General features: G+C 63.8%; 12 protein-coding genes and 1 tRNA gene. 2 read left to right on the top strand and 11 right to left on the bottom strand.

What is annotated here, in order from left to right; genetic code table 11:
* Positions 1-69 precede the first annotated feature (69 nt).
* The 9 genes from rpoB to MTX21_RS02035 all read right to left on the bottom strand — a co-directional run bounded on the left by rpoB (position 70) and on the right by MTX21_RS02035 (position 9,704).
* Positions 70-4,188: a DNA-directed RNA polymerase subunit beta gene (gene rpoB / locus MTX21_RS02075; protein WP_280970291.1), complete on the bottom strand. Its 4,119-nt coding sequence runs from the start codon at positions 4,186-4,188 to the stop codon at positions 70-72.
* A gap of 501 nt (positions 4,189-4,689) precedes the next feature.
* Positions 4,690-5,067, bottom strand: coding sequence for a 50S ribosomal protein L7/L12 (gene rplL / locus MTX21_RS02070; RefSeq protein WP_279377085.1), 378 nt, complete (start codon positions 5,065-5,067; stop codon positions 4,690-4,692).
* Positions 5,068-5,121: 54 nt separating this feature from the next.
* Positions 5,122-5,640, bottom strand: a complete 519-nt coding sequence (gene rplJ, locus MTX21_RS02065) for a 50S ribosomal protein L10 (protein ID WP_280970290.1) — start codon at positions 5,638-5,640, stop codon at positions 5,122-5,124.
* A 579-nt stretch (positions 5,641-6,219) separates the two neighbouring features.
* Complete coding sequence (locus tag MTX21_RS02060; protein WP_280970289.1) at positions 6,220-7,173, bottom strand: 2-hydroxyacid dehydrogenase; 954 nt, start codon at positions 7,171-7,173, stop codon at positions 6,220-6,222.
* Positions 7,174-7,275: 102 nt separating this feature from the next.
* Positions 7,276-7,968 carry a 50S ribosomal protein L1 gene (gene rplA / locus MTX21_RS02055; RefSeq protein ID WP_280970288.1) on the bottom strand — a complete coding sequence of 231 codons (693 nt, stop codon included), beginning with the start codon at positions 7,966-7,968 and terminating at the stop codon, positions 7,276-7,278.
* A 6-nt stretch (positions 7,969-7,974) separates the two neighbouring features.
* Positions 7,975-8,403, bottom strand: coding sequence for a 50S ribosomal protein L11 (gene rplK, locus MTX21_RS02050; protein ID WP_280970287.1), 429 nt, complete (start codon positions 8,401-8,403; stop codon positions 7,975-7,977).
* Between the two features lie 133 nt (positions 8,404-8,536).
* Positions 8,537-9,094 carry a transcription termination/antitermination protein NusG gene (gene nusG / locus MTX21_RS02045; RefSeq protein ID WP_280970286.1) on the bottom strand — a complete coding sequence of 186 codons (558 nt, stop codon included), beginning with the start codon at positions 9,092-9,094 and terminating at the stop codon, positions 8,537-8,539.
* The gene (secE, locus tag MTX21_RS02040; protein WP_027520978.1) at positions 9,094-9,285 is read right to left on the bottom strand and encodes a preprotein translocase subunit SecE; all 192 of its coding nucleotides are present in this window, start codon (positions 9,283-9,285) and stop codon (positions 9,094-9,096) included. The genes nusG and secE overlap by 1 nt, the downstream gene beginning before the upstream one ends.
* A gap of 343 nt (positions 9,286-9,628) precedes the next feature.
* Positions 9,629-9,704 (bottom strand) — tRNA-Trp (locus tag MTX21_RS02035).
* Positions 9,705-9,860: 156 nt separating this feature from the next.
* On the opposite strand from MTX21_RS02035, the gene MTX21_RS02030 reads away from it, so the two are divergent.
* Positions 9,861-11,096, top strand: a complete 1,236-nt coding sequence (locus MTX21_RS02030; RefSeq protein WP_280970285.1) for a serine hydrolase domain-containing protein — start codon at positions 9,861-9,863, stop codon at positions 11,094-11,096.
* Positions 11,097-11,290: 194 nt separating this feature from the next.
* Here MTX21_RS02030 and MTX21_RS02025 read toward each other — a convergent pair whose 3' ends face one another.
* Positions 11,291-12,058 carry an SDR family oxidoreductase gene (locus MTX21_RS02025; RefSeq protein WP_280970284.1) on the bottom strand — a complete coding sequence of 256 codons (768 nt, stop codon included), beginning with the start codon at positions 12,056-12,058 and terminating at the stop codon, positions 11,291-11,293.
* 71 nt (positions 12,059-12,129) lie between these two features.
* Complete coding sequence (locus MTX21_RS02020) at positions 12,130-12,828, bottom strand: histidine phosphatase family protein (protein WP_280970283.1); 699 nt, start codon at positions 12,826-12,828, stop codon at positions 12,130-12,132.
* Between the two features lie 153 nt (positions 12,829-12,981).
* Here MTX21_RS02020 and MTX21_RS02015 point away from each other — a divergent pair, with 153 nt between their 5' ends.
* Positions 12,982-13,767 (top strand): SDR family oxidoreductase, encoded by a 786-nt coding sequence (locus tag MTX21_RS02015; protein ID WP_280970282.1) that lies wholly within the window; start codon positions 12,982-12,984, stop codon positions 13,765-13,767.
* Positions 13,768-14,490: the final 723 nt, after the last annotated feature.

Genomic DNA, 14,490 nt, shown 5'->3' with positions numbered 1-14,490 from the left:
CGCCCTGCCCTCAAGGCTCCGGACCGGGCGCCGATGCCCGGCCGAGCCGGCCGGGCATGAATGGTCGCGTTACTCGGCCGCTTCCGACGTCGGCGCCGGCCCCATCTTGGAATTGTGCAGGTCGACGTTGAGGCCGAGCGAGCGCATTTCCTTGACCAGCACGTTGAACGATTCCGGAATACCGGCCTCGAAGGTGTCGTCGCCGCGCACGATCGCCTCGTACACCTTGGTACGGCCGGCGACGTCGTCCGACTTCACGGTCAGCATTTCCTGAAGCGTGTAGGCCGCGCCGTAAGCTTCGAGCGCCCACACCTCCATTTCGCCGAAGCGCTGGCCGCCGAACTGCGCCTTGCCGCCCAGCGGCTGCTGGGTGACGAGCGAGTACGGACCGATCGAACGCGCATGGATCTTGTCGTCGACGAGGTGGTGCAGCTTGAGCATGTAGATGTAGCCCACCGTCACCTTGCGATCGAACGGATCGCCGGTGCGGCCGTCATAGACGGTCGACTGACCCGAAGCGTCGAGACCGGCGAGCTTCAGCATCTCCTCGATGTCGGACTCCTTGGCGCCGTCGAACACCGGCGTCGCAATCGGCACGCCGTGGCTCAGGTTGCGGCCGAGTTCGATCAGTTCGCCGTCGTTGAGCGTCTTGATCGTCTCGTCCTCGCCGTAGATCTTCTTCAAGGTCTCCTTCAGCGGCTTCACGTCCTGCTTCGACAGGTAGGCATCGACCGTCTGGCCGATGCGCTTGCCGAGGCCGGCGCAGGCCCAGCCGAGATGGGTCTCGAGAATCTGTCCGACGTTCATGCGCGAGGGCACGCCGAGCGGATTGAGCACGATGTCGGCATGCGTGCCGTCCTCGAGGAACGGCATGTCCTCGATCGGCACGATCTTCGACACCACGCCCTTGTTGCCGTGGCGGCCGGCCATCTTGTCGCCGGGCTGGATCTTGCGCTTCACCGCGACGAAGACCTTGACCATCTTCATCACACCGGGCGGCAGCTCGTCACCGCGCTGCAGCTTCTCGACCTTGTCGAGGAAGCGCTGCTCGAGCCCCTTCTTCGACTCGTCGTACTGCTTCCGCATGGCCTCGATCTCGGCCATCAGCTTGTCGTTAGGCGAGGCGAACAGCCACCACTGCGACTTCGGATACTCCTCGAGCACCGCGCGGGTGATCTTGGTGTCCTTCTTGAAGCCCTTGGGGCCCGCGATGCCCTGCCGTCCCTCAAGGAGGTCGGCGAGACGGCTGTAGACGTTGCGGTCGAGGATCGCCTGCTCGTCGTCACGGTCCTTGGCGAGACGCTCGATCTCTTCCCGTTCGATCGCCAGCGCACGCTCGTCCTTGTCGACGCCGTGGCGGTTGAACACGCGCACTTCGACGATCGTGCCCTGCACGCCCGGAGGAACGCGCAGCGAGGTATCGCGGACGTCGGAGGCCTTTTCGCCGAAGATGGCGCGCAGAAGCTTCTCTTCCGGCGTCATCGGGCTTTCGCCCTTCGGCGTGATCTTGCCGACCAGGATGTCGCCGGCGCGCACTTCCGCACCGATGTAGACGATGCCGGCTTCGTCGAGGTTCTTCAGCGCTTCTTCCGAGACGTTCGGAATGTCGCGGGTGATTTCCTCGGGGCCCAGCTTGGTGTCGCGGGCCATCACCTCGAACTCCTCGATGTGGATCGAGGTGAAGACGTCTTCCTTCACGATCCGCTCGGAGAGCAGGATCGAGTCTTCGAAGTTGTAGCCGTTCCACGGCATGAACGCGACCAGCACGTTGCGGCCGAGCGCGAGCTCGCCGAGATCGGTCGACGGACCGTCCGCGATGATGTCACCCTTCTTGACGATGTCGCCGACCTTCACCAGCGGACGCTGGTTGATGCAGGTCGACTGGTTGGAGCGCTGGTACTTCATCAGCCGGTAGATATCGACGCCCGACTTGGTCGGGTCGAGATCTTCCGTGGCGCGGATGACGACGCGGGTGGCGTCGATCTGGTCGATCACGCCCGAGCGGCGCGCCGCGATCGCGGCGCCGGAGTCGCGGGCGACCACGCCTTCCATGCCGGTGCCGACGAACGGCGCCTCGGCGCGAACCAGCGGCACCGCCTGGCGCTGCATGTTCGAGCCCATCAGCGCGCGGTTGGCGTCGTCGTTCTCGAGGAACGGGATCAGCGCCGCGGCGACCGAAACGAGCTGCTTCGGCGACACGTCCATGTAGTCGACCTTGTCCGGCGTCACCGGCATGACTTCGCCGGCGTGACGGCAGACCACGAGGTCTTCGGTGAAGCGGCCCTTCGGGTCGAGCGGCACGTTGGCCTGCGCGACCGTGTAGCGGCCCTCCTCCATCGCCGAGAGGTACACGACTTCGTCGGTGACGCGGCCGTCCTTCACCTTACGATACGGCGTCTCGACGAAGCCGTACTTGTTGACGCGCGCGAAGGTGGCAAGCGAGTTGATCAGACCGATGTTCGGACCTTCCGGCGTCTCGATCGGGCAGATGCGGCCGTAATGGGTCGGGTGCACGTCGCGCACCTCGAAGCCGGCGCGCTCGCGGGTCAGACCGCCCGGTCCGAGCGCCGACAGGCGCCGCTTGTGGGTGATCTCCGACAGCGGGTTGGTCTGGTCCATGAACTGCGAGAGCTGCGAGGAGCCGAAGAACTCGCGCACGGCGGCGGCCGCGGGCTTCGCGTTGATCAGGTCCTGCGGCATGACCGTGTCGATGTCGACCGAGGACATGCGCTCCTTGATCGCGCGCTCCATGCGGAGCAGGCCGATGCGGTACTGGTTCTCCATGAGCTCGCCGACCGAACGCACCCGGCGGTTGCCGAGATGGTCGATGTCGTCGATCTCGCCCTTGCCGTCGCGCAGGTCGACCAGCGTCTTGATGACGGAGAGGATGTCTTCCTTGCGCAGCGTGCGCTGGGTGTCGGGCGCATCGAGGTCGAGGCGCATATTCATCTTGACGCGGCCAACCGCGGAGAGGTCATAACGCTCGGCGTCGAAGAACAGCGACTGGAACATAGCCTGCGCCGATTCCAGCGTCGGCGGCTCGCCCGGACGCATCACGCGGTAGATGTCGAACAGCGCGTCCTCGCGCGTCATGTTCTTGTCGGCCGAGAGCGTGTTGCGGATGTAGGCCCCGACATTGACGTGGTCGATGTCGAGCAGCGGCAGCTCCTTGTAGCCCTGCTCGTTGAGGGCCTTCATGAGCTTGTCGGTGATCTCCTCGCCGGCTTCCGCGTAGATTTCGCCGGTCTTCGGATTGACGAGGTCTTCGGCGACGTAGTTGCCGACGAGCTCGTCATCGGCCATGCGCAGAGCCTTCAGCCCCTTCTCCTGGAGCTGGCGGGCGGCGCGCACGGTGAGCTTCTTGCCGGCCTCAAGCACGACCTTGCCGGTGTCGGCATCGATCAGGTCGTTGATGGTCGAGTAGCCACGGAAGCGGTTGGCGTCGAACGGGACGCGCCAGCCGTCCTTGGTCCGCTTGTAGAGGATCTTCTTGTAGAAGGTGTTGAGGATCGCCTCGCCGTCGAGCCCGAGCGCGAACATCAGCGACGTCACCGGAATCTTGCGGCGACGGTCGATACGCGCATAGACGATGTCCTTGGCGTCGAACTCGATGTCGAGCCAGGAGCCGCGATACGGGATCACGCGGGCGGCGAACAGCAGCTTGCCCGAGGAGTGGGTCTTGCCCTTGTCGTGGTCGAAGAACACGCCGGGTGAACGGTGCATCTGGGAGACGATGACACGCTCGGTGCCGTTGACAATGAAAGTGCCGTTCATCGTCATGAGCGGGATGTCGCCCATGTAGACGTCCTGCTCCTTGATGTCCTTCACCGACTTCGCGCCGGTCTCCTCATCGATATCGAACACGATCAGGCGCAGCGTCACCTTGAGCGGCGCAGCGAAGGTCATGCCGCGCTGGCGGCACTCGTCGACGTCGTACTTCGGCGGCTCGAACTCGTAGCGGACGAACTCCAGCATCGAGGTGCCGGAGAAATCCGAGATCGGGAACACCGAGCGGAACACCGCCTGCAAGCCCTCATCCGGCCGCCCGCCCGTGGGTTCATCGACCATCAGGAACTGGTCATAGGACGCCTTCTGAACCTCGATGAGGTTCGGCATCTCGGCGACTTCCTTGATGTGTCCGAAGAACTTGCGAACGCGTTTGCGACCGGTGAATGTCTGCTGCGCCATCGTGGCCTCTCATTTCGTCGCCCGCTCTGGGCGCGCCGTCCAGGACGCGGCTGCCACCGCCCCCGGGTTGAATTTTTCGAACCCGTTTTGGGGTCCGGAAGCCCAGTTTCAGGCCGCGATGTCCTGAATCTGTTCTTCAGACCTTCAAAACGCAAAACGACGCGCGGGGCGCAGATGCGCACCCGCCCGTCACAACGATAGTCTTCACGGACTGCAAAAGCCCGAAATAGCCTGCTCTCCCAACGGCTTACAGGGAAATCCGGCGTCCCTGCCCACCGCGCTTTCGTGCTGTCGACCCGATATGGGGCGACAATAGTGGAGATTCGAGGGGTAAGCCCCCAAATCCCCACACTTTTTCGTGTTCGGCTTGCGTCGGACTGCGCCGTCGCACGCCTTTTGCATTCAGCCCGTCCGCCGAGGCCAAAAAGGCCATCTGCATCGCGGGCCAAGATCCCGGGTCTCGCTGACGCTCGCCCGGGATCTCGCTCAAGTAAGCTGCGCTTACTTGAGCTCGACCTTCGCGCCAGCCTTCTCGAGCTGGGCCTTGATCTTGTCGGCCTCTTCCTTGTTCACGCCTTCCTTCAGCGGCTTCGGAGCGCCTTCGACGAGGTCCTTCGCTTCCTTCAGGCCGAGGCCGGTGATGGCGCGGACTTCCTTGATGACCTCGATCTTCTTGTCGCCGGCAGAGGCGAGAACGACCGTGAAGTCGGTTTTCTCTTCCGCCGGAGCGGCAGCAGCGCCACCGGCAGCCGGGCCAGCCACCGCGACGGCGGCAGCGGCGGACACGCCCCACTTCTCTTCGAGGAGCTTCGCCAGTTCGGCAGCTTCGAGCACGGTGAGGCTCGAGAGGTCGTCAACGATCTTCTGCAAGTCAGCCATTGTTCAGTTTCCTTGAGTGTAAGTCTGGTTCGGGTTTGAGTTTTGCGAAGGGCGTCAGGCCGCTTCGCCCTTTGAGGCATGAGCCTGGATGACGCGCGCGAGCTTGCCCGCGGGCGCATTGGCGAGCTGAGCGAGCTTGGTCGCCGGGGCCACGATGAGGCCGACGATCTTGCCGCGCAGTTCATCAAGCGACGGCAGCGAGGCAAGCGCCTTCACGCCATCGACATTCAGGACGGTCTTTCCCATCGAGCCGCCGACGATGACGAACTTTTCGTTCGCCTTGGCGAATTCGATGGCGACCTTTGGCGCCGCTACCGGATCGTTCGAAGTCGCGATCACGGTCGGCCCCTTCAGCATGGGGCCGATAGCAACGACGTCAGTGCCTTCAAGAGCAATTTTGGCGAGACGGTTCTTCGAGACCTTCACCGAGGCACCAGCCTGCTTCATCTGCTTGCGCAGGTTCTGCATCTGGGCAACGGTCAGGCCGGAATATTGAGCAACGATCGCGACGCTCGTGGTCTTGAAGACCTCATTGAGCTGTTCGACCGCTTCTTTCTTTGCCGCTCGTTCCACAGCAAGCTCTCTCCGGTTGGCGGTCGTCGCAAAAGAGCGGGACCGCCGGGTTGCACCCATCGTCCCACCCAAACCTGAACCTCCGGGCCAAAACCCCAAGGACACGCCGGGCAAGACGACAATTCAAAGCCTGCCCTCCCGGAACCCTTTTGAGGCCCACGGGGTGTCGAGGTCCGAACCAAACCCATTCCGCGACCCGCCTGAAGCTGGATGCGAAGTGAAATCCGGTCTTCACCCGTCTATGCAGGCCATGCGATTAAGCCGTTGAGAAATCGAAATTCCCCGCGGGCGCCTGCAGTCTTGGACAGGACAAGGTCAGCCGGCGAACCGCCCGACCTCTGCTCGCATCCTCCAACCGACGGATCCTCTTTCCTTTTCCGGCAAATCCTTACGGACGTCCTGAAAAGGAATGATCTCCTGTCGTGTCGGGTTTTCGGCATGCGCGCACGGACGCGCTCGCTGGAGCCAGCGCGTCCGGAGCCGGTTCTTTAACCGCTCCGGGCCCGCTTGCCAAGAGCAAAATTCACACCACTTCCAATCGATTGCGCCGAGCCCTTGACGCGCGCCGAAAGGACCGATTCAGGCCGTTTTGACCGCATGCGGCAGCGGCTGGCCGGTGAAAAACGCGGTCAGGTTCGCCAGCACGCAGTTCTGCATGGCGCTGTGGGAGTCCAGGGTGTGGCCGCCGATATGGGGCGAGAGCACGACATTCGGGAGCGCCGTCAGCGCATCGGGCGCGTGCGGCTCCTTGTCGTAGACGTCCAGACCCGCCCCGGCGATGGTCTTGTCGCTCAAGGCCGCAACGAGGGCCTTCTCGTCGATCACCGAGCCGCGGGAGACGTTGACGACATAGCCGTCCCCTCCCAGGCGCTTGAGGATGTCGGCATTGACGACATGCTGGGTCTCGGCGCCGGCGCGAACCGCGATCATCAGCACGCTGCACCAATCGGCGAGCGCCTCCAGCGTTGGAAAGTATTGATAGGGCAGATTGTGCTTGGTGCGACTGAAATAGCCGACCTCCGCCTCGAATGCCGCGCAGCGCGCGGCGATCTTGCGGCCAATCTCGCCCATGCCGTAGACACCGATGCGCCGGCCAGGCAGGCCCGTTTGCGGCCGCATCATCGGCGACTGTTTTGACGCAGCCCAGTCGCCGCTGCGGACATACTGATCAGCGACCAGGATCCGCCGGGTCGCAGCTAACATCAGGGTCATCGCGATGTCGGCAACCGAGGCTGCATTGGCGCCCGGGCTGTGGCCGACCGCGATGTTGCGGGCAGCAGCGGCCTCGAGGTCGACACCGTCATAGCCGGTGCCGTAGCAGACGATTGCGCCTAGCTGCGGCAGGAGATCCATTGCTTCGGCGCCGAGCGGAGAGCCGCCGGCGGTCAGCAGTGCGCGGATGCCGCCGAGCTCCTGGGGTGAAAACACCTCCTGCGCCGGCTTGCCGCCGGTGTCGAGCAGGTCAAAACGCTCGGCGAAGCGCGTCATCATCGTCCTCGGGAAGCGCGAGTAGATCAGGACCTTGTCAGCCATTGTTCTTGTTTCCGTTGAGCGTCGCCCCACAAATGGAAGGGGCGGAATCGGTTGCCCAATTCCGCCCCTCGCCTCATCTCTTTAATCTTAATCCTGCGAGCCTCAGCCGAGGATAGTGCCCGGCTCAACCTTCACGCCGGGGCCCATGGTCGAGGACACCGCGACGCGCTGGATGTAGGTGCCCTTGGAGCCGGCGGGCTTCGCCTTGGCGACGGCATCGGCCAGCGCCTTGACGTTCTCGACCAGCTTGTCCTCGGAGAACGAGGCCTTGCCGACGCCGGCCTGCACGATGCCGGCCTTCTCGACCCGGAACTCGACCGAGCCGCCCTTGGCACCCTTCACCGCGCCGGTGACGTCCATGGTCACGGTGCCGATCTTCGGGTTCGGCATCAGGCCGCGCGGGCCGAGCACCTTACCGAGACGGCCGACCAGCGGCATCATGTCGGGGGTGGCGATACAGCGGTCGAAATCGATCGTGCCGTTCTGCACCCTCTCGACGAGGTCTTCGGCGCCGACGACGTCGGCACCCGCAGCCTTGGCCTCATCGGCCTTGGCGCCGCGGGCGAACACGCCGACGCGGAGCGTACGGCCGGTGCCGTTCGGCAGGGTCACGACGCCGCGGACCATCTGGTCAGCGTGACGCGGATCGACGCCGAGATTGATCGCAACCTCGATGGTCTCGTCGAACTTCGCCTTGGCGCGTTCCTTGACCATCTTGATGGCTTCCGCGAGCGGGTAAAGCTTTTCGCGGTCAACGCCCTCGCGGGCCTTGTTCAAACGCTTTCCGATTGCCATGACCGCTTACCCCGCAACTTCCAGACCCATCGAGCGGGCCGAGCCCTCGACCATCTTCATGGCCGCTTCGATGGTATCGCAATTGAGATCCTTCATCTTCTTCTCGGCGATCTCGCGCACCTGCGCCTTGGTCACCTGGCCGGCCTTGTCACGGCCCGGCGCCTTCGAGCCGGACTGGATCTTGGCGGCCTGCTTGAGGAAGAAGGACATCGGCGGCGTCTTCATCTCGAAGGTGAAGGAACGGTCCGCATAGATGGTGATGATCACCGGGATCGGGGTGTTCTTCTCTTCCTTCTGGGTCTGGGCGTTGAACGCCTTGCAGAACTCCATGATGTTGAGACCGCGCTGACCGAGCGCGGGACCGATCGGGGGCGAAGGGTTCGCCGCACCGGCCGGGACCTGAAGCTTCAGGTATCCGGTCACTTTCTTTGCCATGTATCACTCCTGTTGTGCCGGCAGACCGCCGGCGGTTTCAGGTTCGTGGTCTGGGTCGGATGCGGCTGGCGACCGCCCTCTCCCTCCCACGGCCTCTTTTTGCGCGAAGCTTTTGGCTTCACGCGTTACCCGGTCAGACCTTCTCGACCTGACCGAATTCCAGTTCGACCGGCGTGGCACGGCCGAAGATCGACACCGCGACCTTCACGCGCGAACGCGCCTCGTCGATTTCCTCGACCACACCCGAGAACGAGGCGAACGGGCCGTCGGCCACGCGCACATTCTCGCCGATCTCGAACGATACCGACGCCTTCGGACGTTCCACGCCTTCCTGCATCTGGTTCAGGATGCGCATCGCCTCCGATTCCGAGATCGGCATCGGCTTGTTCTCGGCGCCGAGGAAGCCGGTCACCTTGGGCGTGTTCTTGATCAGATGGAATGCCTCGTCGGTCAGCCTCATCTTCACCAGCACATAGCCCGGGAAGAACTTGCGCTCGGCGTCGATCTTGCGGCCGCGGCGCACTTCCGTGACCTTCTCGATCGGCACCAGGACCTGCTCGAACAGGTCCTCGAGCCCGCGCTGCTTGGCCTGCTCGCGGATCGATTCGGCGACTTTCTTCTCGAAGTTCGAATAGGCGTGGACGATGTACCAGCGCTTGTCGGACGATTGAATTGCGGCGGCTGTTGCCATCAGTGAATGCCCAAAAGAAGGGTGACGAGATAACGGATGATCTGGTCGGCGGCGAAGAAGAAGATCGATGCCAGCGCGACCATGACGAACACCATGATGGTGGTGATCGTCGTCTCGCGACGGGTCGGCCAGGTGACCTTGGCGGTCTCCGAGCGCACTTCCTGCAAGAACTTGAACGGGCTGACTGCCATCGTTTGATGTCCAAAGTCCGTCGTGAGACGAGATAAAGATTTCAGGGATCCGAACAGCCGCCGTTGGCCCAACCCTCGCGTGAAGGATGAGCCGGAAACCGGGCTCGCTTGTTCGGGATTTCAAAGCCGCGCCGGAAATCCGCGTCTAACGGGCCGGCTGCAGGTGTCGGGTAGATACTGCGGACGGGGCCAAAGGTCAAGATATCGGCAGGCCGCGCCCGACGGCATCGGCCCACGCCCGGCTTCCGCAGACTCAATCCGGATCAAGGGCTTACCGGGCCGGCATGAAGCGCGATCCGAGCTTCGCCCTGCCTCTGATCCGGTGATGATTGTCGGGACTAGCTGGCAGGAGTGGCAGGGCTCGAACCTGCGACCCCCGGTTTTGGAGACCGGTGCTCTACCAATTGAGCTACACTCCTACGAACCCTATCGTCGCCTTAGGGTCAGGCGCGCTTTCAAGCACAGGGGACGGCCGGATTGCAAGGGAGAAGCGCGCTGGCTTCGCTTGTTTGTGCCGCGGCTTCTGGGCCAGAGTTCATTCCCGATAATTATAAAGAGCAACCGGGAGTGCCCACATGACCGCCCAAGCGACTGTTCAAGCCGCCCCTCACGCCGCGATCACGCCGAAAACGCCGCCTTTGCCGGAGGCGAAGCCGGAAGCGCTTGGGCTGTCGCGTCCCCGTCTCCAGGCCATGTCGGACGCCTTCAAGCGCGAGGTCGACAAGGGAACCGTGCCCGGCGTCACCGTACTGGTGGCGCGCCGCGGTCAGGTCGGCTGGTTCGAGGCGTTGGGACGGCAGAGCCCGGCGGGTTCTGCGCCGATGGCGCGTGATTCGATCTTCCGCATCTTCTCGATGACCAAGCCGATCGTGTCCGTCGCCATCATGGCGCTGGTCGAGGACGGGCATCTGCTGCTCGGCGACGCCGTCGCAAAATTCATTCCGGAGTTCGCCGACCAGAAGGTCGGCGTGGTCAGCGGCGGCAAGCTGGAACTGGTTCCGAGCAAACGGCCGATGACGGTGCAGGACCTGCTCCGCCACACCTCTGGTTTGACCTATGAGCACCAGGGCGACGGGCCAGTGCACAAGATCTACCAGGACTCGCGGGTGCGCAGCCGCAAGATCTCCAACGCCGAGCACGCCGCCCTTGTCGCGAGCTTTCCGCTCGTCTGCCATCCCGGCGCGGAATTCAACTACAGCCGCTCGACCGACATCCTCGGTCGCATCGTCGAGATCATCAGCGGCAAGTCGCTCGGTACGTTCCTGGCCGAGCGGATTCTCGCGCCGCTCCAGATGACCGAAACCGGCTTCTCGACCCCTGAGGCCAATGCCCGCCGGCTCGCCGAGCCGTTTCCGGTCGATCCCTGGAGCGGCGACAAGGTCGCGCTCTTCAACATGCTGGAACAGCCGGTGATGGAGTCCGGCGGCGGCGGCCTCGTGTCGACCACGATGGACTATGCCCGCTTCTGCCTGATGCTGCGCAATGGCGGCACGCTCGACGGCAACAGGATCATCGGCCGCAAGACGCTGGAGCTGATGGCCTCCGATCACCTCGGACCGGGCGTTCCGACCAACGGCACCCTGCTCGCTCCCGGCCACGGTTTTGGCCTCGGCTTCGCCGTACGCAGGGACGCCGGCATCGCTCCGTTCCCCGGCAGCGTCGGCCAGTATTTCTGGAGCGGCATTGCAGGCACGTTCTTCTGGATCGATCCGAAGGAGGATCCGTTCGCGGTGTTCATGAGCCAGGGCCCGGGCCAGCGCGACTACACCCGCACGCTGGTGCGGAATCTGGTGTACGCGGCGGTGGATTGAAGACCCTTCGTCGGACGCGCGGCGCTCTCCCCGCTCTCATCTGTCATGCCCCGGCTTGACCGGGGCATCCAGTACTCCGCGGCGGTCGTTCGTTCGCACGACTTCCGCCTCTGGAATACTGGATCGCCCGATCAAGTCGGGCGATGACGCCGGTGTGGGGGCTGCATACTTGCCCATTCCCACGCGCTAACGCGTCAACTAATCGTCGCGCCGCCGTCGATCACCATGGTCTGGCCGGTCATGAAGTCGCCGGCCTTCGAGCCCAGGAACACGGCCGCACCCGCGATCTCGTCGGGAATGCCGATGCGCAGGAGCGGCGAGCGCGAGGTCGAGGCCTTCAGGTTCTCCGGATTGTCCCACAATGCCTTCGCAAAGTCGGTCTTGATCAGGCCGGGCGCGATGCAGTTCACGCGGATGTTGTGCTTGCCGTATTCGCAAGCGAGGTTGCGCGCGAGCTGCATGTCGGCGGCCTTGGAGATCGCGTAGGCGCCTAGGATGGTCGAGCCTTTCAGGCCGCCGATCGAGGAGACGATGATGATCGAGCCGTCCTTGCGCTCGATCATCTGCGGCACCACCATCGAGATCAGCCAGTTGTTGGCGACGATGTTGTTATCGAGGATCTTTCGGAACTGATCGTCCGAGATGCCGGCGAGCGGACCGTAATACGGGTTGGACGCTGCGTTGCAGACCAGCACGTCGATCTTGCCGAAGGCGCGATTGCTCTCGTCGACGAGGTTTTGCAGGTTCTCCTTCGAGGAGATGTTCGCAGCGATCGCGACCGCGGTATGCTTGCCGAACTTGCCGTTGATGTCCTTTGCGACCTGGTCGCAGACATCGGCCTTGCGCGAGGAGATCACGACCTTTGCGCCGTGCTCGGCCATGCGCTCGGCGATCGCAAGCCCGATGCCGCGCGTCGAGCCGGTGATGACGGCGACTTTTCCCTTCATGTCGAACAAGGTCATGTTTCTCTCCCACAGTACGATTTGAAATTGGCTCGGAGCTTACGCCGCGCTCGCGCGCAGCGACAACGGCCTTAGGCGAGCTTCTTGATTTCCGGTCCGGCCGGCTGATGCATCCCGGCGTGCGCTTCGTCCGCGATCCACGGCTGCTGGTTGACCATCGGCAGACGCCAGACCACCCGCTCGGCGCTCGCGTAATGATCGAGCCGCGTCACCGATACATTGTCGATATCGAACCCGAGCCCCTGCTCCGGCTGGCCGCCGAGCGCGAGTCCCAGCGCCGCCTTGATCGTGCCGCCATGAGCGACCGCGATCACATCCCGGCCCGCGGCTTCGACATTGATCCGCTCGATGGTGCGGCGGGTGCGGTTGTAAAGGTCCATGAAACTCTCGCCGCCCGGCGCGGGCTCGTTGATATCGGCGAACCAGCTCGAGCCGACCGGACGGCTCGCGACGAACGCGGCGCGGTTCATGCCCTGCCACTGGCCGAGATGTTGTTCGGCCAGATCCGCCTCCCATGTCATGGTCGCGGGCCTCGGAAAGCCCGCCGCCCAGATCGCTTCCGCAGTCTGGTGCGTGCGCATCAAATTGCTCGAGTACCACACCGCGTTGCGCGGCAGGACCTTTGCGACCGCAGCGAAGACGTAGGCATCGCTGGTGTCGCAGGCGATGTCGCTCTGCCCGTAGATGTTGCCGCCGTCATTGCGCACCGGCGCATGACGCACCCACCACCACCGTGTTGTGACCACATTCGGTTTGTCTGCGCCTGCCATCGAAACCCTTCCATCCCGTTTGATGTCGCTGTACGTGAGTAACGAACGTGTCTCAAGACACTTTGCCGTTTTAAGATTTCTTGGCCGTTTGAAATTCTGTTTGAAATTCCGTCGCGCGGCAAGCGTCGCGCGGGAGCCACAAGGGAGAAGCGCATGGGCCGCCTGCAAGGCAAATCTGTCATCATCACTGGCGCCGGCAGCGGCATCGGACGCGCGGCTGCACTGTTGTTCACCAAGGAAGGTGCAAAGCTGATCGCGGTTGATCGGACCGAAGCGGTGAAGGACACCGTCGAGGAGATCAGGAAGGCCGGCGGCACCGCGGAAGCGATGCTGGCGGATGCGGGCTCCGAGAAGGACGTCGTTGCCGTCATCGACAAGGCGGTGCTGACACACGGCCGGCTCGACGTGATCTGGGCCAATGCCGGCGTCTCCGGCGGGCTCGTTCCTATTCCCGAGCAGACTGTCGAGCACTGGCAGGAGATCTTGCGTGTCAATCTGATCGGGCCGTTCCTCGCCGTGAAGTACGCCATGCCGCACATGGTCAAGCAGCAGTCCGGCGCGATCGTGCTGACGGCCTCCGTCGCGGGCCTCAAGGCTGGCGCCAGCGGACATCCTTATGCTGCGAGCAAGGCCGGCGTGATCAGCCTGGTGCAGACCACCGCCTATTCGCTCTCCGGCACTGGCGTGCGCATCAACGCGGTCTGCCCCGGCCTGATTGAAACCGGCATGACAAAGCCGATCTTCGATCGCGCCAGGGAGCGCGGCACCTCCGATAAGATCGGCCAGCTCAACCCCTTGAAGCGCCCCGGCCAGCCGCACGAGCTCGCGGCGATGGGCTTGTTCCTTGCGAGCGACGAAGCATCGTATGTGAACGGCCAGGCCTTTCCAGTCGATGGCGGCCTCACGGCGTCGATGCCGTATACGGGCAAGCCGGTTTAACACGCGTTCTCGCCTTCGTCCTGTACGGCGCCGCCCCATCCTCGGTGTCGTCCCGGCGAAGGCCGGGACGGCGGTGGGGCGCATTGCACGCAACTGCCTCAACCTCGTCATTGCGAGCGCAGCGAAGCAATCCAGGCTGCCGCGGAAGGATTCTGGATTGCTTCGCTGCGCTCGCAATGACGGAGTGTGGGTGACGGCGGCGCTCTTTCAATTCGCATTTCCGTTGCGGACACACCTTCGCGTCCTCGCGGCTTGTTTCGCCCGAGCTTTGTTTCATCGCTTCACCCTCGCCAATGAAGGAGGGCGCAGGGAAGACCGGGAGCCGGCTGGCTCCCATGGCCCGCCATGCGCAAGAGCAGTTTGCGCTACAATGCACAGCGGGAAAAACCGCGGGGCAACCGGAAAACATCCCGGCCTTCCCTGCGCAGTGGTTGGAACGGCTTATGTCGTGCTCTCCCCGGGGAGCGATGCACTATTGCCCCCGTCGCCTTGCAGATGGCTGATGCGCGCGGTCCGGTCGGGCCGCCACATCACCGCAAGACTTGACGCACAGACTCCGGGCGCCAGGACCACACGATTTTGCCGTACGCTGATCACACCGGTCGTGTGCGCGATGCCTTCGCTCACGGTCGCCCGCCCTGCGAAGCCATTCGCGCCGACGCGACCTGCATCCACCGCCGCCCGGCCCGCGTGTCGTGACGATCGCGATACGCCCCTCTTCCT

This window comes from Bradyrhizobium sp. ISRA430, assembly GCF_029909975.1.
GTDB lineage: Bacteria > Pseudomonadota > Alphaproteobacteria > Rhizobiales > Xanthobacteraceae > Bradyrhizobium.
The sequence above is the reverse complement of the archived record's forward strand: the minus strand, read 5'-3'. Positions and strand labels throughout refer to the sequence as shown.

Bases quoted from the DNA above. Each gene is read 5' to 3' on its own strand.
- rpoB (WP_280970291.1), bottom strand. From the start codon at position 4,188: ATGGCGCAGCAGACATTCACCGGTCGCAAACGCGTTCGCAAGTTCTTC.
- rplL (WP_279377085.1), bottom strand. From the start codon at position 5,067: ATGGCTGACTTGCAGAAGATCGTTGACGACCTCTCGAGCCTCACCGTG.
- MTX21_RS02060 (WP_280970289.1), bottom strand. From the start codon at position 7,173: ATGGCTGACAAGGTCCTGATCTACTCGCGCTTCCCGAGGACGATGATG.
- rplA (WP_280970288.1), bottom strand. From the start codon at position 7,968: ATGGCAATCGGAAAGCGTTTGAACAAGGCCCGCGAGGGCGTTGACCGC.
- rplK (WP_280970287.1), bottom strand. From the start codon at position 8,403: ATGGCAAAGAAAGTGACCGGATACCTGAAGCTTCAGGTCCCGGCCGGT.
- nusG (WP_280970286.1), bottom strand. From the start codon at position 9,094: ATGGCAACAGCCGCCGCAATTCAATCGTCCGACAAGCGCTGGTACATC.
- secE (WP_027520978.1), bottom strand. From the start codon at position 9,285: ATGGCAGTCAGCCCGTTCAAGTTCTTGCAGGAAGTGCGCTCGGAGACC.
- MTX21_RS02030 (WP_280970285.1), top strand. From the start codon at position 9,861: ATGACCGCCCAAGCGACTGTTCAAGCCGCCCCTCACGCCGCGATCACG.
- MTX21_RS02025 (WP_280970284.1), bottom strand. From the start codon at position 12,058: ATGACCTTGTTCGACATGAAGGGAAAAGTCGCCGTCATCACCGGCTCG.
- MTX21_RS02020 (WP_280970283.1), bottom strand. From the start codon at position 12,828: ATGGCAGGCGCAGACAAACCGAATGTGGTCACAACACGGTGGTGGTGG.
- MTX21_RS02015 (WP_280970282.1), top strand. From the start codon at position 12,982: ATGGGCCGCCTGCAAGGCAAATCTGTCATCATCACTGGCGCCGGCAGC.